This window comes from Leclercia sp., assembly GCF_036780805.1.
Taxonomy (GTDB): Bacteria; Pseudomonadota; Gammaproteobacteria; order Enterobacterales; family Enterobacteriaceae; genus Enterobacter.
Map to the genome: position 1 here is coordinate 1 of NZ_DAIQCE010000021.1, position 22,311 is coordinate 22,311.

General features: G+C 56.8%; 19 protein-coding genes. 8 read left to right on the forward strand and 11 right to left on the reverse strand.

The features are described from left to right. From V7Q49_RS22990 to dapA, 5 genes are all read right to left on the reverse strand, one after another. Positions 1 to 1,346 (reverse strand): tRNA(Met) cytidine acetyltransferase TmcA (locus tag V7Q49_RS22990; RefSeq protein ID WP_442913095.1); only part of this gene is annotated, 1,346 nt, incomplete at its 3' end. A gap of 15 nt (positions 1,347 to 1,361) precedes the next feature. Beyond that, on the reverse strand, positions 1,362 to 2,228 hold the full coding sequence (ypfJ, locus tag V7Q49_RS22995; RefSeq protein WP_333855562.1) for a KPN_02809 family neutral zinc metallopeptidase: 867 nt from the start codon (positions 2,226 to 2,228) through the stop codon (positions 1,362 to 1,364). 122 nt (positions 2,229 to 2,350) lie between these two features. Further along, entirely contained in the window at positions 2,351 to 3,064 is a 714-nt protein-coding gene (gene purC, locus V7Q49_RS23000) for a phosphoribosylaminoimidazolesuccinocarboxamide synthase (protein WP_333855564.1), read from the reverse strand. 109 nt (positions 3,065 to 3,173) lie between these two features. Beyond that, positions 3,174 to 4,208 carry an outer membrane protein assembly factor BamC gene (bamC, locus tag V7Q49_RS23005; protein ID WP_333855566.1) on the reverse strand — a complete coding sequence of 345 codons (1,035 nt, stop codon included), beginning with the start codon at positions 4,206 to 4,208 and terminating at the stop codon, positions 3,174 to 3,176. Between the two features lie 16 nt (positions 4,209 to 4,224). After that, a complete protein-coding gene (gene dapA, locus V7Q49_RS23010; protein ID WP_142486664.1) occupies positions 4,225 to 5,103 on the reverse strand; it encodes a 4-hydroxy-tetrahydrodipicolinate synthase in 879 nt (292 codons plus the stop codon). 145 nt (positions 5,104 to 5,248) lie between these two features. Between dapA and V7Q49_RS23015 the strand changes: the two genes are divergently transcribed. After that, the gene (locus V7Q49_RS23015; protein ID WP_333855568.1) at positions 5,249 to 5,818 is read left to right on the forward strand and encodes a glycine cleavage system transcriptional repressor; all 570 of its coding nucleotides are present in this window, start codon (positions 5,249 to 5,251) and stop codon (positions 5,816 to 5,818) included. After that, entirely contained in the window at positions 5,818 to 6,288 is a 471-nt protein-coding gene (bcp, locus tag V7Q49_RS23020; RefSeq protein ID WP_333855571.1) for a thioredoxin-dependent thiol peroxidase, read from the forward strand. Before V7Q49_RS23015 ends, bcp begins: the two co-directional genes overlap by 1 nt. Positions 6,289 to 6,334: 46 nt before the next feature. Here the strand turns inward: bcp and V7Q49_RS23025 are convergent, their stop codons facing one another. Next, positions 6,335 to 7,396: an AI-2E family transporter gene (locus V7Q49_RS23025; protein ID WP_333855573.1), complete on the reverse strand. Its 1,062-nt coding sequence runs from the start codon at positions 7,394 to 7,396 to the stop codon at positions 6,335 to 6,337. 222 nt (positions 7,397 to 7,618) lie between these two features. On the opposite strand from V7Q49_RS23025, the gene bepA reads away from it, so the two are divergent. Beyond that, positions 7,619 to 9,082 carry a beta-barrel assembly-enhancing protease gene (gene bepA, locus V7Q49_RS23030; RefSeq protein ID WP_333855575.1) on the forward strand — a complete coding sequence of 488 codons (1,464 nt, stop codon included), beginning with the start codon at positions 7,619 to 7,621 and terminating at the stop codon, positions 9,080 to 9,082. Positions 9,083 to 9,092: 10 nt separating this feature from the next. Beyond that, positions 9,093 to 9,452 (forward strand): arsenate reductase (glutaredoxin), encoded by a 360-nt coding sequence (gene arsC / locus V7Q49_RS23035; RefSeq protein ID WP_333855577.1) that lies wholly within the window; start codon positions 9,093 to 9,095, stop codon positions 9,450 to 9,452. Between the two features lie 35 nt (positions 9,453 to 9,487). Here arsC and V7Q49_RS23040 read toward each other — a convergent pair whose 3' ends face one another. The 4 genes from V7Q49_RS23040 to V7Q49_RS23055 form a co-directional block, all read right to left on the reverse strand. Beyond that, entirely contained in the window at positions 9,488 to 10,189 is a 702-nt protein-coding gene (locus tag V7Q49_RS23040) for a DnaA inactivator Hda (RefSeq protein WP_333855622.1), read from the reverse strand. A 95-nt stretch (positions 10,190 to 10,284) separates the two neighbouring features. After that, positions 10,285 to 11,574 carry a uracil permease gene (gene uraA / locus V7Q49_RS23045; protein WP_333855579.1) on the reverse strand — a complete coding sequence of 430 codons (1,290 nt, stop codon included), beginning with the start codon at positions 11,572 to 11,574 and terminating at the stop codon, positions 10,285 to 10,287. 87 nt (positions 11,575 to 11,661) lie between these two features. Then, complete coding sequence (upp, locus tag V7Q49_RS23050) at positions 11,662 to 12,288, reverse strand: uracil phosphoribosyltransferase (RefSeq protein ID WP_154128364.1); 627 nt, start codon at positions 12,286 to 12,288, stop codon at positions 11,662 to 11,664. Between the two features lie 247 nt (positions 12,289 to 12,535). Next, complete coding sequence (locus tag V7Q49_RS23055) at positions 12,536 to 13,966, reverse strand: 6-phospho-beta-glucosidase (protein WP_333855583.1); 1,431 nt, start codon at positions 13,964 to 13,966, stop codon at positions 12,536 to 12,538. 279 nt (positions 13,967 to 14,245) lie between these two features. Between V7Q49_RS23055 and purM the strand changes: the two genes are divergently transcribed. From purM to ppx, 4 genes are all read left to right on the forward strand, one after another. Beyond that, positions 14,246 to 15,283 (forward strand): phosphoribosylformylglycinamidine cyclo-ligase, encoded by a 1,038-nt coding sequence (gene purM, locus V7Q49_RS23060; protein ID WP_333855584.1) that lies wholly within the window; start codon positions 14,246 to 14,248, stop codon positions 15,281 to 15,283. Beyond that, complete coding sequence (gene purN / locus V7Q49_RS23065) at positions 15,280 to 15,921, forward strand: phosphoribosylglycinamide formyltransferase (protein ID WP_333855586.1); 642 nt, start codon at positions 15,280 to 15,282, stop codon at positions 15,919 to 15,921. Before purM ends, purN begins: the two co-directional genes overlap by 4 nt. 205 nt (positions 15,922 to 16,126) lie before the next feature. After that, positions 16,127 to 18,187, forward strand: coding sequence for a polyphosphate kinase 1 (gene ppk1, locus V7Q49_RS23070; protein WP_333855587.1), 2,061 nt, complete (start codon positions 16,127 to 16,129; stop codon positions 18,185 to 18,187). A gap of 3 nt (positions 18,188 to 18,190) precedes the next feature. Continuing rightward, positions 18,191 to 19,732: an exopolyphosphatase gene (gene ppx / locus V7Q49_RS23075; protein ID WP_333855589.1), complete on the forward strand. Its 1,542-nt coding sequence runs from the start codon at positions 18,191 to 18,193 to the stop codon at positions 19,730 to 19,732. A gap of 8 nt (positions 19,733 to 19,740) precedes the next feature. Here the strand turns inward: ppx and V7Q49_RS23080 are convergent, their stop codons facing one another. Beyond that, positions 19,741 to 21,981: an EAL domain-containing protein gene (locus V7Q49_RS23080; RefSeq protein ID WP_333855624.1), complete on the reverse strand. Its 2,241-nt coding sequence runs from the start codon at positions 21,979 to 21,981 to the stop codon at positions 19,741 to 19,743. Positions 21,982 to 22,311 lie beyond the last annotated feature (330 nt).

Genomic DNA, 22,311 nt, shown 5'->3' on the forward strand with positions numbered 1-22,311 from the left:
AGGGTGGCAGCCAGCGGCGAGCCGCCGTGCGCCGCCAGCGATTGCGCCACCAGATTGCCGCGTGGACGGCGGTAGCCAGCCCACACCGCCTGGCTGAGTGCCGGGCTCAGACCGCCCTCCTCCACCAGCCACAGCGCGCCGCAGACGTTCTCTCCGGCACGGGCGACGGCAAAATGCTGCCCCGGCGCGTCCATCATGCGCCGCAGGTCGAGGGGTGAGGTCCGGTAGTGGGCGGCACAGAGCAGTTTATAGACCGCCGCCGGAACCTCTGGGTCACGGCTCCAGGCCTCCTGCTCCAGCGGCGAACAGATGATATGCCCCTGCGGGACACTCTCGCCGGGTTCGTCATCAAACAGCAGCACCTCGGCGATAATGCGCTCCAGCGGGCAGCCCACCGCCCAGCGCACGGGTTCATTCAGGGTGAAGTAACGCAGCCCGGCAAAACGGGCGCAGAATTTCAGCAGAAAGCCTCTGCCGGTGCCCTCATAGCCCTGCACCGTGGTGGTCAGCAGCACCCGGGGGAAGCGTGTTACCAGCCGCGCCAGCAGCGGGCCGGGGATCGCTGCCGCCTCATCGACGATCAGCCAGTCGGCGCGCTCGTCCGAAGCCAGCAGCGCGTCAGGGGCCATAAAGCGATAGCGGTCGCCACCGAAGCGGGCGATAACCTCCGTTGCGGCTCTGGCGGGGGCCGTCACAATGGCGTGGCCTGCAATACGTTGCAGCAGCATGCCCGCCAGCGCCGACTTTCCGCGCCCGCGCGCTGCGGTCACGGCGGCGACCCCTTCGGGCATCGTCATCAGATGGTCGAGGATCGCGGCCTGCTCGCGCTGTGGCTCACCGCTGGCAGGGTGCCAGTCGTGAGCAGCTACCCTGTGCATACGGGGAGAAGGCGCGCCCTGCTGCCAGCGTATAACCTGCGGATCGCGGGCGATATGGCGACAGAAATGTTCAATAAAGCGTGGCGTGGGGATCGGCTCGGCCCGGTCGCTCCAGCGCAGCGAGTCCCGATCGACTTGCTGCGGCCAAAGCGCCAGGGCGGGCGTGAGTAACACCATCACGCTTCCGGCACGCAAGGTGCCGCCTACGGCCGCAAAAGCCGAGACGTCAAAACCCCGACGGGCATCGAAGATGGCATGGAGAAACTCGCGGCCCAGCAGCTGATTCAGCGCCTGGGGCGAGCAGGACGGGGGCTGGGGAGTATCGTCGCCTACCCACAGCCAGTCGCCGGGACAGGCCTCTTTCAGCCGCAGCGCCTGCTGCTGTGTCCAGGCTTCGTCCCCGCTGAGCACCAGCAGTCGCCGGTGCCCTTCCCGCGCCAGTTGTTCAGGTAGATCTAATAAACTCATCCCTGACATTGTGGATTACATGGCCTTACCGAAGGTGTTGCATTGGGCCGGATCGCCGCCATCAAAACCTTTTTTGAACCAGGTGTAGCGCTGTTCAGAGGTCCCGTGCGTAAAGCTGTCCGGCACGACGTGCCCCTGGCTTTGCTGTTGCAAACGGTCATCGCCAATGGCGTTGGCGGCATTGAGCGCCTCTTCCAGATCGCCCGCTTCCAGCACCCCTTGCTGCTGCATATTGTGGCCCCAGACGCCGGCAAAGCAGTCGGCCTGCAGCTCCATACGCACCGACAGCGCATTGACCTCTTTCTCGCTGGCGTTCTGCTGAAGCTGACGGACTTTAGGCTCGATCCCGAGCAGTTTCTGCACGTGGTGACCCACTTCATGGGCGATGACGTAGCCCTGGGCAAAGTCGCCATCGGCGCCCAGCTTGCGTTTCATGTCATCGTAGAAGGAGAGATCGATATAGACGGTAGAATCGGCAGGGCAGTAGAACGGCCCCATCACCGATTGCCCGGTCCCGCAGCCGGTACGCGTCGCACCGCGGTACATTACCAGCTTCGGCTGCTGGTAAGTCCGGCCCATTTTATCGAACAGCTGGCCCCAGGTATCTTCCGTCGTGGCGAGGATCACCGAGGTAAACTTCGCGGCTTCATCTTCGTTCGGACTGATAGAGCGCGGAGATTGATACTGTTGCTGCTGCATCGGTTGCCCGGTCAGCAGGCCGCTCAGGTCGACACCGTAGTAGCCTGCCACCACAACCACCAGCAGGATAATGATACCGCCCTTGCCGCCCGGTAGCCGAAAGCCCGGGCCGCCCATGGACGGGCCCCCGCTGCTACGTCTGTCATCCACATTGTCACTTTCACGACGCCCTTGCCAGCGCATAACCACCTCGAAAATATCATCATAATAATAAATATGATCGTAGGCGGTTCGGGGCAAGATTACCACTGCAAACAAGGATGAGATGCCAGAGGGACAGGCGTCCCTCTGGCGGTAAGGCGGGATTAGTCGAGTTTAACGCCCAGACGGTGGGCAACGGCTTCGTACGCTTCAATCACGCCGCCCAGGCTTTGGCGGAAGCGGTCTTTGTCCATTTTATCCAGCGTCTCTTTGTCCCACAGGCGGCTGCCATCCGGGGAGAATTCATCACCCAGAACCACCTCACCTTTGTACAATCCGAATTCCAGTTTGAAGTCGACCAGGATCAGGCCCGCGTCGTCAAAGAGCTTCTTCAGCACGTCGTTCGCTTTGAACGTCAGCTCCTGCATGCGCGCCAGGTTCTCTTTGCTCACCCAGCCGAAGGTTTCGCAGTAAGATTCGTTGACCATCGGATCGTGCATAGCATCGTTTTTCAGGAACAGGTCGAACAGCGGCGGGCTAAGTTCGATACCCTCTTCAATACCCAGACGCTTCACCAGAGAGCCTGCGGCGCGGTTACGGACGACACATTCCACCGGTACCATATCCAGCTTTTTCACCAGACATTCGGTATCGGACAGCAACGCTTCCATCTGCGTCGGGATACCCGCTTCTTCCAGCTTGCTCATAATGAAGTGGTTGAACTTGTTGTTCACCATCCCTTTACGATCGAACTGTTCAATGCGCGCGCCATCTCCTGCTGACGTATCATTGCGGAACTCGAGCACCAACAGATCCGGGTTTTCCGTGCTGTATACGGTTTTCGCTTTGCCACGATACAACTCAGCTTGCTTCTGCATCTTCATTACTCCTGGTGTGATGATTTCTGTTCAAAACTGGCGATATTATGCCACGCACACGTTTGCGTAGCACGAAAATAAAAAGGGCTGGATTAACCAGCCCTCCTGTTTATTTGCTGAATGCCGCCTGGAAGACAGCGACCAGCGCATCGTTCTGCGACTGGGTCAGGGTATGACCTTTCGGATCGATAAACTGCAGGCTGCTACGGTTGTCCAGATCGCCGACCTGAAGCTTGTAGTCGCCGGAAGCCAGACCCGGATCGCGTGCGCCCAGCTCTTCCCAGTTGCTGTCAGACAGCGGCTTGTAGGTCACCGCCATGCTGCCGGTTGAGCGGGTGCTGTCGGTCACTTTCATGCCAACGCGCTCAAGGGTGGCAGGCAGACGCTGCCAGACCTGGTTAAACGGACCACGTACGACCAGCATTGGCAGACCGGTATCGTCGGCAGCGCTCTGCACGTCGAAGGTTGCGCCATTGCGGCTCTGAGCAGCATTGGCAGCATCGGTTGCGTTTTTGTCGAGGCCCGCCGCGATGGTGTTAAGCATCTCGGTGCTGTAGCGCTGCAGGGAAGCCGCATCTGAGACAGGCTTGCCCGCCTGCTCCAGGTTCAGCAGCTTAACCACGACCGCCTGCTGATAACCCTGAGGTTTAACAGAGACTTGATAACGTCCACGGTACTGTTGATCTTCATCCAGACGGGTCCATTCGATCCAGTCTGTCGACAGCGTCTGGCTGGCGTCGTCGCGTTGCGTGATGGTGTAGTTCTTCGACTGAATCACGCTGACCACCTGCGGCCACAGCGTGGCATTACGCGCGTTCTCAACCTGCAGCGTCGCGGTATCGCCGGTGAACTGAGTACGCGCCCCGCTCACCAGAGCCAGCGGCTGTGCCGGTGGACGGATATCAAGCGCTTTGCCTACCGCGCCGCTTCCGTTGGTGACCGGAATGTTGTAGTCGCCATTCTGAATCGGCAGGATCATGCCAGCGGGCGCATGAAGTTCAGCAAGCGGCGCAGCATCCAGATAGGATTCGTCACCGCTCACCTGGCGCTTGTAGCGTGAATCTGAGCTACAGGCCGCGAGCAGCATAACAAGCGAAACACCCGCAACCTTCACCAGGCGCGACTTCTGTACTGAGTAAGCCATCAAATCTCCCTAAACTTTACAGCAGACCGGCATGCTTCAGCGCGCTGGTGACCGTTTCGCGACCGTGGTCGGTAATCGGGGTCATCGGCAAGCGCAGCGTATCGGTCGCTACAAGTCCCAACTCCTTACATGCCCATTTCACTGGGATCGGATTGGGTTCGACAAATAATTTGTTGTGCAGCGGCATCAGACGCTGGTTAATCACGCGTGCTTCCTGGTAATGACCGGCAGCGGCCAGTTTACACATTTCAGCCATATCGCGGGCTGCAACGTTGGAGGTCACGGAAATTACGCCGTGGCCGCCGAGCTGCATAAAGTCCAGCGAGGTCGCATCATCACCGCTCAGCAGAATAAAGTCGTCTGAAACCAGCTCTTTGATCTGGTGAACACGGCTTAAGTTCCCGGTCGCCTCTTTAATACCGATAATATTTTTTACTTTCGCGAGGCGGCCAACCGTTTCTGGCAGCATATCGCAGCCAGTGCGTGACGGCACATTATACAGGATTTGTGGCAAGTCAGTATGTTCCGCGATGGCTTTGAAATGCTGGAACAGACCTTCCTGCGTTGGGCGGTTGTAGTAAGGCGTTACCGTCAGGCAACCCACTACGCCGCTGTCGTTGAAACGCTGGGTCAGGCTGATGGCTTCGGCGGTCGCATTGGCACCCGTACCGGCAATAACCGGGATACGCCCGTCAGCCAGTTCGAGGGTCATCATGACCACTTCGCCATGCTCTTCATGGCTCAGCGTAGCAGATTCACCGGTAGTCCCTACCGAAACAATCGCCGAGGTTCCGCTGGCGACATGATAATCAATCAGTTTCTTCAGGCTTGACCGGCAGACATTACCTTTCTCATCCATCGGTGTAACAAGCGCAACAATACTTCCCGTGAACATGGGCCATCCTCTGTGCGTACAAGATTCTCAATGGTACGTTTGGTGCTGTAATAAAAGCAAGGGACATGAGGCCTCCAGGTTATTGTATGCCGGTTTTTTTTATGCTTTCCTTAGAAAGACTAAACCACGCAAAGGAAGAACAGGTTTGACAACCTCATCACAACATCACCTGGTTATCACTGCGCTGGGTGCCGACAGGCCGGGGATCGTGAACACCATCACTCGCCACGTCAGTAGCTGCGGCTGCAACATTGAAGACAGCCGCCTGGCGATGCTGGGAGAAGAGTTCACCTTCATCATGCTGCTTTCCGGATCGTGGAATGCGATCACCTTAATTGAATCGACCCTGCCGTTAAAAGGCGCAGAGCTGGATCTGCTGATCGTGATGAAGCGTACCACCGCTCGCCCGCAGCCGGCCCTGCCGGCAACCGTCTGGGTGCAGGTGGAAGTGACTGACTCCCCGCACTTAATCGAACGCTTTACCGCCCTGTTTGATAGCCATCAGATGAACATTGCCGAGCTGGTCTCCCGTACCCAGCCGGGTGAAGGCGACACTATCCCTAAACTGTTTATCCAGATCACCGCGCACAGCCCGGCCTCTCAGGATGCGTCAAATATCGAGCAAGCGTTCAAAGCCCTCTGTACAGAATTAAATGCGCAAGGCAGTATAAACGTCGTCAATTATTCCCAGCATGAACAAGACGGAGTTGAGTAATGAATCCACTGAAAGCCGGTGACATCGCACCGAAATTTAGCTTGCCCGATCAAGACGGTGAGCAAGTAAATTTAACCGACTTCCAGGGACAGCGTGTTCTGGTCTATTTCTACCCGAAAGCCATGACGCCAGGCTGTACCGTACAAGCGTGCGGTCTACGCGACAACATGGACGAGTTGAAAAATGCCGGCGTAGACGTGCTGGGTATCAGTACCGATAAGCCTGAAAAGCTGTCTCGCTTTGCCGAAAAAGAGCTGCTGAACTTCACGCTGCTCTCCGACGAAGACCATCAGGTTTGCAGCGAGTTTGGCATCTGGGGTGAGAAAACCTTTATGGGTAAAACCTACGACGGTATCCACCGCATCAGTTTCCTGATCGATGCCGAGGGTAAGGTTGAACATGTGTTTGATGACTTCAAAACCAGCAATCACCACGACGTGGTGTTGAACTGGGTGAAAGAGAACGCCTGAAGGTAAACGCAAAACGGCAACCAGAGTTGCCGTTTTTAGCAAAAAACTACTCCTCAACCGCCGGAACATCCGGCCAGGCATGTACCACCGCTTTAATCAGCGTTGCCAGCGGGATGGCAAAGAACACCCCCCAGAATCCCCATAATCCGCCAAAAATCACCACCGAGAGAATAATGACGATCGGGTGCAGGTTCACCGCTTCTGAGAACAGCACCGGCACCAGCAGGTTGCCGTCCAGCCCCTGGATAATCAGATAGACGACGAAACAGCTCCAGAACTCGGTGCCCAGACCAAACTGGAAAAGCGCCACGCACACCACCGGAATGGTAACGACAAAGGCCCCGATGTAGGGGATCAGCACCGAGAAGCCCACCAGTACCGCCAGCAGCAGCGAATAGTTCAGGCCGAAAATAAAGAAGCCAATCCAGGTGGCAATGCCAACGACGATCATCTCCAGCACTTTGCCGCGGATATAGTTGGTGATCTGCTGGTTCATCTCCTTCCACACCTGCCCTGCCAGACCACGGTTACGCGGCAGCACGCGGCGCACCGCGTTCAGCATCTGCTCTTTGTCTTTGACCAGGAAAAAGACCATCAGCGGCACCAGTACCAGATAGACCGCCAGCGTCAGCAGGCCCACCAGCGATGCGAGGGAGAACTTCACCACCGTATCCCCCATCGTCATGATGCGGGTGCGCATGTTTTCAGCCATCGCATCAATAATGCCCGCATCCATCAGAGCCGGATAACGGCGCGGCAGAGTGGCGGCAAAATCAGAGAGCTTGGTGAGCATGCCGGGCATATCGCGAATCAGGTAGATCCCCTGCTGCCAGGCGATCGGCAGCACTACAAAGGACATCACCAGCAGGATACCGACAAAAAAGACCAGCACGATGATGCTGGCCCAGCGGCGGGAACAGCCGATATTTTCCAGCCGGACCGTCGGCCACTCCAGCAAATAGGCGAGCACAATCGCCACCAGCAGCGGGGCCAGCAGCCCGCTAAAGAAGAAGAGGATGCCAAATCCGGCAACCAGAATAACCAGCAAAGCAATGGCCTCGGGATCGCTAAAGCGTCGGCGGTACCACTGCATTAATAACTCGAGCATGCAACCCTTCCCTGAAGATGGTGGCTGGACGTAAAGGGTGAATTGTATCGGAGAGTCAATGAAAAGACTTTCGCTTTTTCCTGCTCTGTCACAAAACGCAAAAGCCTGAAAAGAGGGATTTTCTTATCGCCCTGACGCGGCTACACTCGCAGAGCAGCCGCAGATGAACGATATGCGGGTTATTCGGTCAAATTAGCACACCCACCAGACAGGACAGAAGTTATGTTCAGGCAGTTGAAAAAAACGTTGGTTGCGACGCTCATCGCTGCGCTGACCGCCGGCCAGATGATGCCAGCCTTCGCTGACTCGGCAGAATCGCTGCCTGACATGGGCACCTCGGCAGGCAGCACGCTCTCCATTGGTCAGGAGATGCAAATGGGCGACTATTATGTGCGCCAGCTGCGCGGCAGTGCGCCGCTGATTAACGATCCGCTGCTGGTGCAGTACATCAACTCCCTGGGAATGCGTCTGGTCTCCCATGCGGATTCGGTGAAGACCCCTTTCCACTTCTTTTTAATCAATAACGATGAGATCAACGCCTTCGCCTTCTTCGGCGGCAATGTGGTGCTGCACTCGGCGTTATTCCGCTATGCCGATAACGAAAGCCAGCTGGCCTCGGTCATGGCGCACGAAATTTCCCACGTCACCCAGCGCCATCTGGCGCGTGCGATGGAAGATCAGAAGCGCAGCGCTCCGCTGACCTGGGTGGGCGCCCTGGGCTCCATTCTGCTGGCGATGGCCAGCCCGCAGGCGGGCATGGCGGCGCTGACCGGTACGCTGGCGGGTACCCGTCAGGGGATGATCAGCTTTACCCAGCAGAACGAACAGGAAGCCGACCGCATCGGTATTCAGGTGCTGCAGCGCTCCGGGTTTGATCCGCAGGCGATGCCGGGCTTCCTCGAAAAATTACTCGACCAGGCGCGCTACTCGTCGCGTCCGCCGGAAATTCTGCTGACTCACCCGCTGCCGGAAAGCCGTCTGTCGGATGCCCGCAACCGCGCCAACCAGATGCGTCCGGTCGTAGTCCAGTCCTCGGAAGATTTCTACATGGCGAAGGTGAGAACCCTCGGCATGTACAATTCCGGGCGCAACCAGCTGACCAACGATCTGCTGGACGCGCTGGCCAAAGGCAACGTGCGTGAACAGCGTGCGGCCCAGTATGGCCGGGCATTACAGGCGATGGAGGCCAGCAACTATGATGAAGCCCGCAAGAATTTGCAGCCGCTGCTGAGCGCAGAATCGAACAACGCCTGGTATCTCGATCTGGCCACCGACATCGATTTAGGCCAGAAAAAAGGCCAGGATGCGATCAACCGTCTGAAAGGTGCCCGGGAATTGCGCACCAACCCGGTGCTGCAACTCAACCTGGCGAATGCTTACTTACAGAGTGGGCAGCCGCAGGAAGCCGCTCCCCTTCTCAACCGCTACACCTTCAATAATAAAGATGATCCTAACGGCTGGGACCTGCTGGCCCAGGTGGAATCCGCGCTTGGCCATCGCGATCAGGAGCTGGCGGCTCGCGCCGAAGGCTATGCCCTGGCCGGACGCCTGGACCAGGCTATCTCCTTGCTGAGCAGCGCCAGCTCGCAGGTGAAACTCGGCAGCCTGCAACAGGCCCGTTACGATGCCCGTATCGATCAGCTGCGCCAGCTGCAGCAGCGCTACCGTCCGTATGAAAAGATGTAAAGGAGAAGAGATGTCTGACGCGGTTACGATCTACCACAACCCTCGCTGCTCAAAGAGCCGCGAAACCCTGACCCTGCTGAAATCCAACGGCATTGAGCCGCAGGTGGTGCTCTATCTGGATACGCCGCCGGATGCAAACACCCTTCGCACGCTGTTAAGCCAGCTGGGGATGAGCAGCGCCAGAGCGTTAATGCGCCAGAAAGAGGAGCTTTACAAGGAGCTGGGGCTGGCTGACAGTACGCTCGGTGAAGAGGCGTTAATTCAGGCGATGGTGGATAATCCGAAGCTGATCGAGCGCCCGATTGTGGTGGCTAACGGCAAAGCGCGGATTGGCCGTCCGCCTGAACAGGTACTTGAGATTGTGAAGTAAGCATGAAATAGCCCGGTAGCCTGCGTGCGCCGGGCCTATAGATTGAGAATATCTTTCACAAACGGAATGGTGAGCTTACGCTGGGCGGTGATGGATGCCCGATCCAGCTGATCGAGGGTCATAAACAGCGTACGCATCTCGCGATCCAGCCGCTTTAACAGAAAACGCCCCACGTCTTCCGGCAGTTCAAACCCCCGCAACCGCGCCCGCAATTGCAACGCCAGCAGTTTGTCTTCATCGGAAAGCGGCTGTAATTTGTAGATTTGCCCCCAGTCGAGACGCGAAGCCAGATCGGCCAGACCGAGATTCAGCTGACGGGGTGGGCGATCGCCGGTGATCAGCAGCCGGGTTTTCCCGGACTCCAGGATGCGGTTATAGAGATCAAAAATCGCCATTTCCCACAGCTCATCCCCCGCCACGCATTCGATATTGTCGATGCAGACCAGCGACAGCTGTTCCATCCCGTCGAGCACTTCCGGCACGAACCAGGTGCGTTTATCCAGCGGTACATAGCCGACCGCATCCCCGCGCTGGGAGAGTTCGGCACAGGCAGCGTGCAGCAGATGGCTGCGTCCCGCGCCTTCGCGTGACCAGATATAGATGTAACCGCTGTGCTCCTGGCGCAACACGTTTTGCAGTGCAGCCAGTAAAGAGGGGTTATCACCCGGCCAGAAACTCGCGAAAGTTTCGTCGTCGGGAAGATAAAGTGGCAAAGAGAGCTGTGCCGGTGCGTTCAGAAATACCTCAACCAGGTCTAACTCGGAATCGGCACAGAGTTTAACACGGAACAAGCGGGGAGAGAACCGGGCGGATCGGCCGCCCGGTTGCAGGATCAATGAGAGACTTTTTCGCTCTCTTCGGCGTCCAGGACTACCTCTTCCGGGCGCAGAACGGAGATCAGTTTGAAGATCAGGGCCAGGCCGATACCGACGATGGTCGCCAGCGCCATGCCTTTCAGCTCGGCCGCGCCAATGTGAACCTTGGCACCGCTGACGCCAATAATCAGGATCACCGAGGTCAGGATCAGGTTCTGCGCTTTGCTGTAATCGACTTTGGATTCGATCAGGACGCGGATACCGGACGCACCGATTACCCCGTACAGCAGCAGCGAAACGCCGCCCATCACCGGCACCGGGATGATCTGGATGGCTGCCGCCAGTTTACCCACGCAGGAGAGCAGGATAGCGATAATCGCCGCGCCGCCGATAACCCAGGTGCTGTACACGCGGGTAATCGCCATCACGCCAATGTTCTCACCGTAGGTGGTGTTTGGCGTTGAGCCGAAGAAACCGGAGATGATGGTCGAGAAGCCGTTAGCAAACATCGAGCGGTGCAGGCCCGGGTCGCGGATCAGGTCGCGCTTGACGATGTTCGCCGTGACCACCAGGTGGCCGACGTGCTCGGCAATGACCACCAGCGCCGCAGGCAGGATGGTGAAGATCGCAAACCACTCAAAGCGCGGGGTGTAGAAGGTTGGCAGCGCGAACCAGTGGGCCTGGGCAATCGGAGTGGTATCCACCACACCCATGGCGAAGGAGAGCGCATAGCCCGCCAGCACCCCAATCAGGATCGGGATAATCGCCATAAAACCGCGGAACAGCACCGAGCCAAAGACCGTTACGCCCAGCGTCACCAGCGAGATGATAATGGTTTTGGTATCCGGTGCCTGACCGTCGGCTGGCAACAGACCCGCCATGTTCGCCGCCACACCGGCTAACTCAAGACCGATGACGGCAACGATTGCGCCCATTGCCGCAGGCGGGAACATCACATCCAGCCAGCCGGTGCCTGCTTTCTTCACAATGAAAGCCACCAGGCAGAACAGCACGCCGCACATGATAAAACCGCCCAGCGCCACTTCATAACCTAACGGCAGCAGCAACAGCACCGGGGAGATAAAGGCAAAGCTGGAGCCCAGATAGGCCGGGATTTTCCCTTTACAGATGAAGAGGTACAGCAGCGTCCCGATGCCGTTAAACAGCAGCACGGTGGCCGGGTTAATGTGGAACAGGATTGGCACCAGCACGGTTGCGCCAAACATCGCAAACAGGTGCTGCAAACTAAGCGGGATTGTCTGTAAAAGCGGCGGTCTTTCACTCACCCCGATAGCACGGCGCGTCATAGTGTTTTCCTCTGAGTATTATTGGTTGTGTGTGTTTTATTCAAAAAAAAGCCGACTATCAAAGTCGGCTTCTTTATCGTTATGCGATTACTTAGTACCAAAAATCTTATCGCCGGCATCGCCGAGGCCCGGGATGATGTACCCGTGCTCGTTCAGACCCTGATCGACAGAGGCGGTGTACAGCTCAACGTCCGGGTGCGCTTTTTCCAGCGCGGCAATGCCTTCCGGCGCGGCAACCAGGACCAGCACCTTAATGCTGCTGCAGCCCGCGTTTTTCAGCAAGTCGATAGTGGCGATCATCGAACCACCGGTAGCCAGCATCGGGTCAACGACCAGCGCCATACGCTCGTCGATGTTGGAAACCAGCTTCTGGAAGTACGGCACGGGCTCCAGGGTTTCTTCATTACGGTAGATCCCGACCACGCTGATACGCGCGCTCGGAACGTGCTCCAGCACGCCTTCCATCATGCCCAGACCCGCACGCAGGATTGGCACAACGGTAATTTTTTTGCCTTTGATCTGCTCAACCTGTACCGGGCCGTTCCAGCCTTCAATGGTCACCTTTTCGGTTTCCAGATCGGAGGTTGCTTCATAGGTCAGTAAGCTGCCAACTTCAGAAGCCAGTTCACGAAAGCGCTTAGTGCTGATGTCATGCTCACGCATCAGGCCCAGCTTGTGTTTAACGAGTGGGTGTTTCACTTCCACAATCTTCATTCTCTTTCTCCTTCGGGTGGCAGCCACAAAAAAAATCGCCGGATTATACCGCTTTTTTCGGACAGCGCCATACCCATCTTGCTTGACCGGGATCAACCAAAGTGAATAACAGGCTGCTGAGAGTATAAAAGAGACAAAAAAAACCGGAGAGGGATCTCCGGCTTTGGGGCGGTTTTTTGCCGGGTGGCGCTGCGCTTACCCGGCCTACACAACCGGTAGGCCCGTGCAAGCGCAGCGTCGCCGGGCATTAAAGCGTTTCGCCGTTGCTGGCGATCACCTTCTGATACCAGGCAAATGATTTTTTCTTGCTGCGATTCAGCGTGCCTTTGCCTTCGTTATCTTTATCGACGTAGATAAAGCCATAGCGTTTTTTCATTTCGCCGGTGCCGGCAGAGACCAGATCGATACAGCCCCACGGGGTGTAACCCATCAGATCCACACCATCTTCCACCACCGCTTTCTTCATCTCGCGGATATGGGCGCTGAGATAGTCAATGCGGTACTGGTCGTTCACCGTCCCGTCGCTCTCCAGCACGTCGATAGCGCCAAAACCGTTCTCGACGATAAACAGCGGCAGCTGGTAGTGGTCCCAGAACCAGTTCAGGGAGTAGCGCAGCCCCACAGGGTCAATCTGCCAGCCCCAGTCCGATTTCTGCACGTAGGGGTTGGAGACCAGGCTCTTACTTTCGTCGTAATCCAGCTGGGGGTTATCCGCTGTCACTTTGGTGGCAAACGACATGTAGTAGCTGAAGCCGATGTAATCCACGCAGCCCTGCTTCAGCGCCGCTTTATCCTCTTCGGTGATATCGAGCTCAAAACCACGACGGGCAAAGTAGTTCAGCAGATGCTGCGGATAAGCGCCGCGCACGTGCACGTCGGTGAACCAGTAGCGGCGGTGCATGGCGTTCATCGCCATCATCATGTCGTCCGGGGCGCAGGTCAGCGGATAGATAGGGCACATGGCGATCATGCAGCCGATACGCAGGGACGGGTTGATGTCGCGTCCGGCTTTGACCGCCAGGGCGCTGGCCACCAGCTCGTAGTGCGCGGCCTGGAACATGACCGGCTCGCGATCTTCGCCCGGCTGATAGTGCAGGCCAGAGTTGGTGAACGGGGCGAAATCCTCGTGGAAGTTGGCCTGGTTGTTGATTTCGTTGAAGGTCATCCAGTACTTCACTTTGTGCTGATAACGCTTAAACACCACGCTGGCAAAGCGCACAAAGAAGTCGATCAGTTTACGGTTACGCCAGCCGCCGTATTCGCTCACCAGGTGATAAGGCATTTCGAAGTGCGAGAGGGTAATTACCGGCTCGATGCCGTGCTTCAGGCACTCATCAAAGAGATCGTCGTAAAACTGCAGGCCCGCTTCGTTGGGCTGCTGCTCGTCGCCTTTGGGGAAAATACGCGTCCAGGCAATCGAGGTACGGAAGCATTTAAAGCCCATTTCCGCGAACAGCTGGATATCTTCTTTGTACCGGTGATAGAAATCGATGGCTTCATGGTTGGGGTAGTTTTTGCCCGGCAGCACGCCGTCGGTGATTTCGCGCGGGACGCCGTGCGCGCCTGCGGTCATTACGTCTGCGACGCTTGGGCCCTTCCCGCCCTCCTGCCAGCCGCCTTCAAGTTGATGCGCCGCCACCGCGCCGCCCCACAGAAAACCCTCTTTGAATCCTGACATGCGATATCCCTCATTCAGCGTTAATTATCGGCAAAAAAGAGTACAGAAACCGGTTTCAGTGAAATGATGTGCATTCAGCTAAGGGGTTGCAAGCATAAGAATGTACCCGGTTTCATTTTCGTGAACGGGTTCAAGTTTGTGCCCCAGGCTACGATTTTGTCAGGAATTTCAGGGTCGCTTTTTTCTGTTGCAGAATGGGCTCGCAAACGTTTGCCTGGACTGTTAGAATTGCGCCGATTTTTCTTACTATCGCAATGCAATCGCGTGGGGACTTGAGCCGTGACCAACAAAACTTCTCTCAGCTACAAAGATGCCGGTGTAGATATTGACGCAGGTAATGCGCTGGTTGACCGTATCAAAGGGGTAGTTAAAAAAACCCGCCGCCCGGAAGTGATGGGTGGGCTGGGAGGATTCGGCGCCCTGTGCGCGCTGCCGCAAAAATACCGTGAACCGGTCCTGGTCTCGGGCACCGACGGCGTGGGCACCAAGCTGCGTCTGGCGATGGATCTGAAACGCCACGACACCATCGGCGTTGACCTGGTCGCTATGTGCGTAAACGACCTGGTGGTTCAGGGCGCTGAGCCGCTGTTCTTCCTCGACTACTACGCGACCGGCAAGCTGGACGTCGACACCGCAGCCAGCGTGATCAGCGGTATCGCGGAAGGCTGCCTGCAGTCTGGCTGTGCACTGGTCGGCGGCGAAACTGCTGAAATGCCGGGGATGTATCACGGCGAAGATTACGACGTTGCCGGCTTCTGCGTGGGCGTGGTCGAAAAATCCGAAATCATTGACGGCAGCAAAGTGACCGACGGCGACGTGCTGATTGCGCTGGGTTCCAGCGGCCCGCACTCCAACGGCTACTCGCTGGTGCGTAAAATTGTCGAAGTGAGCGGCTGCGACCCGCTGACCACCGAGCTGGAAGGCAAACCGCTGGCCGATCACCTGCTCGAACCGACCCGCATCTATGTGAAATCCATTCTGGAACTGATCGAGAATGTGGATGTTCACGCTATCGCTCACCTGACCGGTGGCGGTTTCTGGGAAAATATTCCGCGCGTGCTGCCGGACAACACCCAGGCCGTCATCGACGAATCATCCTGGCAGTGGCCAGCGGTGTTTAACTGGCTGCAGGATGCCGGTAACGTCAGCGATCATGAAATGTATCGCACCTTCAACTGCGGCGTAGGGATGTTGATCGCCCTGCCGGCCAGCGAAGTGGACAAAGCCCTGGCGCTGCTGCAGGCCAAAGGTGAAAATGCGTGGAAAATCGGTATCATCAAAGCATCTGATTCCGAACAGCGTGTGGTCATTGAATGAAAAACATAGTGGTGCTCATTTCCGGTAACGGAAGTAATTTGCAGGCTATCATCGATGCCTGCAAACAGAAGAAGATCAACGGCACCCTCCGCGCAGTATTCAGTAACAAGGCCGATGCGTTCGGCCTTGAGCGTGCCCGCGAAGCGGGCATTGCGGCGCATGCGCTCAGCGCCTCTCAGTTTGCCAGCCGCGAGGCCTTTGACCGCGAGCTGGTGCAGGAGATCGACGCCTACGCACCGGATGTGGTGGTGTTGGCTGGCTATATGCGGATCCTCAGCCCGGCGTTTGTGGCGCACTTTGCCGGCCGCCTGCTGAATATCCACCCTTCCCTGCTGCCAAAATATCCCGGCCTGAATACCCACCGTCAGGTGCTGGACAATGGCGACGAGGAGCATGGCACCTCGGTCCATTTTGTCACCGACGAACTGGACGGTGGCCCGGTGATCCTGCAGGCGAAAGTGCCGGTGTTCGAAGGCGACAGCGAAGAAGATGTCACCGCCCGGGTTCAGGCCCAGGAGCATGCCATCTACCCGCTGGTAGTGAGCTGGTTTGTTGACGGCCGCCTGGAGATGCGCAACGGTGCCGCCTGGCTGGACGGTGCGCCGTTACCTCCGCAAGGACATGCCGCAGAAGAGTAGTTTTTTACCGGGTGGCGCGACGCTTACCCGGCCTACCTTAGCGCTGGCCCGCCAGGGCTATGCCGCCAACCCTCTCTTTTCCCTCAAGAATAAATTTAACTGTCATACTTTTCTGACACAGTTGGACATATAGTGGAAATGCTCGCCATAATAAAGGCGAGACGGATTTGCCACGTCCTGTGATTGAACTGGAGTGTGAGTAGTAATGGGTCAGGAAAAGTTATACATCGAGAAAGAGCTAAGCTGGTTAGCATTCAACGAGCGCGTGCTTCAGGAAGCGGCGGATAAAAGTAACCCGCTGATTGAGCGCATGCGTTTTCTGGGGATTTACTCCAATAACCTGGACGAATTCTATAAAGTTCGCTTTGCTGAACTGAAGCGTCGAATCATCATTAGCGAAGAGCAGGGTTTAAACTCGAATTCGCGTCATCTGCTTGGCAAGATCCAGTCCCGGGTCCTGAAAGCCGATCAGGAATTTGACAGCCTGTATAACGAATTGCTGCTGGAGATGGCTCGCAATCAAATCTTCCTGATCAACGAGCGACAGCTCTCGGTTAACCAGCAGAGCTGGCTGCGCCACTATTTCAAACATTATCTGCGTCAGCACATCACCCCGATTCTGATTAACCGCGAAACGGACCTGGTGCAGTTTCTGAAGGATGACTACACCTATCTGGCGGTGGAGATTATCCGCGGCGACAGCATTCGCTATGCGCTGCTGGAGATCCCGTCGGACAAGGTGCCGCGCTTCGTCAACCTGCCACCGGAAACGCCGCGTCGTCGCAAACCGATGATCCTGCTGGATAACATCCTGCGCTACTGCCTGGACGACATCTTCAAGGGCTTCTTCGATTACGATGCCCTGAACGCCTATTCGATGAAGATGACCCGTGACGCCGAGTACGATCTGGTGCATGAGATGGAAGCCAGCCTGATGGAGCTGATGTCCTCCAGCCTCAAGCAGCGTCTGACCGCCGAGCCGGTGCGCTTTGTCTATCAGCGCGATATGCCGGACGCGATGGTCGAGATGCTGCGCGAAAAGCTGACCATCTCCCGCTACGACTCCATCGTGCCGGGCGGCCGCTACCACAACTTCAAAGACTTTATCGGCTTCCCGAACGTCGGCAAAGCCAACCTGGTGAACAAGCCGCTGCCGCGCCTGCGCCATATCTGGTTCGATAAGTTCCGCAACGGCTTCGACGCCATTCGCGAGCGCGACGTCCTGCTCTACTATCCGTACCACACCTTTGAGCACGTGCTGGAGCTGATGCGCCAGGCGTCGTTTGACCCCAACGTGCTGGCGATCAAAATCAACATCTACCGCGTGGCGAAAGACTCGCGCATTATCGATGCGATGATCCATGCCGCCCACAACGGGAAGAAAGTGACCGTGGTGGTGGAGCTGCAGGCACGCTTCGACGAAGAGGCCAACATTCACTGGGCTCGTCGTTTGACCGAAGCGGGCGTGCACGTGATCTTCTCGGCTCCGGGACTGAAGATCCACGCCAAGCTGTTCCTCATCTCCCGTAAAGAGGGAGACGACGTGGTGCGTTATGCCCACATCGGTACCGGTAACTTCAACGAGAAGACAGCGCGTATTTATACCGACTACTCCCTGCTCACCGCCGATGCGCGCATCACCAACGAGGTGCGCCGGGTCTTTAACTTCATTGAGAACCCGTATCGTCCGGTCAGCTTCGACTATCTGCTGGTGTCGCCGCAGAACTCCCGTCGGCTGCTGTATGACATGATCGACCGTGAGATCGCCAATGCCCAGAAAGGCCTGCCTTCCGGCATTACGCTGAAACTCAACAATCTGGTCGATAAAGGGCTGGTGGATCGCCTGTATGCCGCTTCCGGGTCAGGCGTTCCGGTCAATCTGCTGATCCGCGGCATGTGCTCCCTGATCCCCGAGCTTGAGGGTATCAGCGACAATATTCGCGTCATCAGCATCGTTGACCGTTACCTCGAGCACGATCGCACCTATATTTTTGAGAACGGTGGCGATAAGCAGGTCTACCTCTCTTCTGCCGACTGGATGACCCGCAACATCGACTATCGTATCGAGGTCGCGACGCCGCTGCTCGATCCACGACTTAAGCAACAAGTTATTGATATTATTGATTTACTGTTAAACGATACCGTGAAAGCACGGTATATCGATAAAGAACTGAGTAACCGCTATGTGCCGCGTGGCAACCGCCGTAAGGTGCGGTCACAACTGGCGATTTACGACTATATCAAATCACTCGAGCAACCCGATTAACCTATGCCGATAAACGATAAGACCCCACGACCGCAGGAGTTTGCTGCGGTCGACCTTGGTTCTAACAGCTTCCACATGGTCATTGCCCGTGAGGTAGATGGCGCAATGCAGATCATCGGTCGTCTGAAACAGCGCGTCCACCTGGCTGACGGCCTGGGTGCAGACAACATGCTCAGCGAAGAGGCGATGGAGCGCGGGCTGAACTGCCTGTCTTTGTTTGCCGAACGCCTGCAGGGTTTCACCCCGTCGAGCGTCTGCATCGTCGGGACCCATACCCTGCGCCAGGCATCGAACGCCACGGACTTTTTAAAGCGCGCGGAGCAGGTGATCCCCTACCCTATCGAGATCATTTCGGGCAATGAAGAAGCCCGTCTGATTTTCATGGGTGTGGAACATACTCAGCCCGAAAAAGGCCGCAAGCTGGTGATCGATATCGGCGGTGGCTCTACCGAGCTGGTGATTGGCGAAAACTTTGAGCCGCATCTGGTGGAAAGCCGCCGGATGGGCTGCGTCAGTTTCGCACAAATCTACTTCCCGGGCGGCGCCATCAGCCGGGAAAACTTCCAGCGCGCGCGCATGGCCGCGGTGCAAAAGCTGGAGTCGCTTGCCTGGCAGTATCGACTGCAGGGCTGGAACGTGGCACTCGGTGCCTCGGGTACCATCAAAGCCGCCCATGAAGTACTGGTGGAAATGGGCGAGAAAGACGGTTTTATCACCCCGGAGCGTCTGTCGATGCTGATGGAAGAGGTGATCAAGCATAAGAGCTTTGATGCCCTGAGCCTGCCGGGCCTCTCGGAAGAGCGCAAAGCGGTGTTTGTCCCGGGTCTGGCGATCCTGTGCGGCGTGTTCGATGCGCTGGCTATCCGTGAGCTGCGCCTGTCTGACGGCGCGCTGCGCGAAGGCGTGCTGTATGAGATGGAGGGCCGGTTCCGCCATCAGGATATTCGCAGCCGTACCGCGCAGAGCCTGGCGAATCAGTACAACATCGACCGCGAGCAGGCGAGACGCGTGCTGGAAACCACGACCCATATGTATGAGCAGTGGGAAACCCAGAACCCGAAACTGGCGCATCCGCAGCTGGCGGCCCTGCTGAAGTGGGCGGCGATGCTGCACGAAGTCGGGCTGAATATCAATCACAGCGGGATGCACCGCCACTCGGCCTACATTCTGCAAAATAGCGACCTGCCTGGCTTCAACCAGGAGCAGCAAACTATGATGGCCTCGCTGGTTCGCTATCATCGTAAAGCCGTTAAGCTGGACGAGCTGCCGCGCTTTACGCTGTTCAAGAAAAAACAGTTCCTGCCGCTGATCCAGCTGTTACGTCTGGGCGTGCTGCTCAACAACCAGCGTCAGGCGACAACCACGCCGCCGACGCTGACGCTCACCACGGACGATAACCACTGGACGCTGAGCTTCCCGCACGACTGGTTTAGCCAGAACGCGCTGGTGCTGCTGGATCTGGAAAGAGAGCAGCAGTACTGGAGCGCCGTCACTGGCTGGTGCCTGAAAATCGAAGAAGAGCACTCTCCGAACGTTGCCGCGTAATATCCCCTTCAGGCGCTCTTCGTGAGCGCCTGAAGGGGTAGCAACGTCTCCAGCGGTACGGGTTTGCCGATTAAATACCCCTGGAAATAATCAATTCCCAGCGCCTCGGCGGCGCAGCGGATCTCCTCGCTCTCGACATATTCCGCCACCACCAGCATTCTCTTCATTCGTGCCAGATGGCAAATCGAGGCCACAATCTGATAATCCAGGCTGTTGTTGACGATGTTACGAATAAAGCTGCCGTCAATCTTCAGGATATCGGCATCCACGCTCTTTAAGCGGGCGTAACTGGCGTAGCCGGTACCAAAGTCATCAATCGCCACCCGGCATCCCATCTCCTGCAAATGGTTCATCGTCTGCATAGCCAGCCCGGCGTTGCCAAAACTGCTGCTCTCGGTGATCTCGAAGATGAGCTGCCAGCTCTCAATGGCATAGGTTTGCAGCATGCGGCTCACCTCCAGCGGCAGCTGCGCCCGACAAACGGAGGACGGCGACAGATTGATGGCAAAACGCTGCCCAGGCAGAGTCTCGCGGTTGTCAGCCATAAACTGTAATGTCTTCTCCAGCACCAGCAGATCGATACGCGAAGAGAGACCAAACTCCTGTGCGACAGGCAGAAACTCATCGGGCGAAATCAGCTCTGCGCCATCGTTTTGCAGACGGAGCAGCACCTCGTGATAGTCATCGCCGCGTATCCCCTTTACCGGCTGCGCCAGCAGGGTAAATTCATCTTTCTCCAGCGCACGCTGCAGGCGGTTCATCATCGCGACTTTGTCTTTCAGACCGCGTTGCAAATTGATGGCACCCCGTTGCTGTAAGTTTTCCGGGTGATTGGTCGCCAGGGAGAGATCCGCAATGGTACTCAGCTCGCCCAGCAGCAGATAAAGATGCACCACCGGCGAACGCACGTAGCAGAAGCTGACCCCCACCTGCGGCTGGAGCGGCATTCCGTCCCAGAGGAAGCGGAAACGCTTGATGTGTACATCCAGTTCGTCAATGCGGGACTGATGCGACTCGGTGTTCAGCCGCATCACCAGATCGTGCCCCGACAGCTGATAGACGCACTCGTCCGGCTGCAGATAGTCATTAATCCACGCCGCCAGTTTCTGTTTGTACTGAATACGCAGCAGGACGCCATAGTTGCGCCCCAGCACTTCCAGCTCCGGGATACGCAGGAAGCAGAGCACCGACCAGGGCTTTTTGCCCAGCGCGCGGTTGAGTGCCCGCAGGTTTGGCATATGCACCACCGGGTCGAGAAACGCCAGCCGTCTGGCGCGGATATTAATCGCCCGCTGCCGTGTCGCCAGCATCGCCATGTAAACCACCACGAAGGTAAAGACCAGATAGCTGGAGGAGGTGATGGTGAGCTGAATGTCGTACCCCTGTGCCCGGGGGATATAGCTGTCAAAAAAGTGAATAGAGATAATCAGAACCGGCGTCCAGATGAGGGACATCAACTTATAGCCGAAGCGCATCGATCCCCACAGCATCACCGGCATCAGCAGCGACAGCGTGTAGTTGGTGCTGAAGATGGTGCTGTTTTCGGTGATAGGCCACAGGAGCAAGGCCAGCAGTGCGCTGGTTGCCGCCAGCCAGATAGCCACTTCCGTCGCCGTCACCTTACGGTCGATCTGGCCCACAATCTGCGACAGCAGGCTTCGCAAATAGCGGGGGTGGCGAAGGATGCGGATGAGCAGATAGCAGAATGGCACGCCCGTCAGGCAGCCGACCAGTAAGCCCTGATAATTAATCAGCGAGCGGATCCCGGGGATGCTGATTCCCGCCAGCTCAAAACGTGTCTTATAGACGCCAAGATAGACGGCGAACTGAAACAGCATCAGGAATATTGTGGCAGGACAGAACATCTGCCAGAACAGCCGCTGCGCCATCAGCCGCGCATCACCATAGGAGACCTGATTGCGACGAGGAGCAAAAACCCGATAACCGCCCCAGCTGAGGATTATCGGAATCAAATAATGGCCAATCACCACGGTGGTTTCGTACCCCCCCACCAAAGGGTAGTAATGCAGAAAGAGCGTAATCACGATGCCAGGTATCGCCGCCGTGCCGTAAAAGAGCATCAGTGACAATAAGAACGCCAGCGGCATGTAATAGAGCACCACTATGTTCCCCTGAACCTGGGTGTAGGTAGAGGCAAGGCGTGCGAGGGGCAGTAGAACCACTGGCAGGATCAATGGCAGCATCCACCAACGGTCTTTATATTTTTTGTAAAACGCGAAAATAGTCATAGATGCCATAGTTAAGCCGCTCATCCAGGGCAGTTCAGACAGGCATCCAACCTGACGACATTGTCGTGCTGACGAAATAACGCTTACACGAAAGGAGGAAAGATTTTAGTAAGCCATGGCGAGGGAGATTTGACTTAAATCAAAGAGATTAATGCCGGGGAAGAATATTCACATTTTTTAACCCTACTTTTGTGCTAATTATCAGTAGCGTAAATAAAGTTATTATTAAACATAACAATCAGTAGATTAATCGTTGACAGAATTTTACATTTCGAATAATTGACCCCTGTTGCCCCGTATGCCTTAATGGCACATCGCCCGCAGGGTATT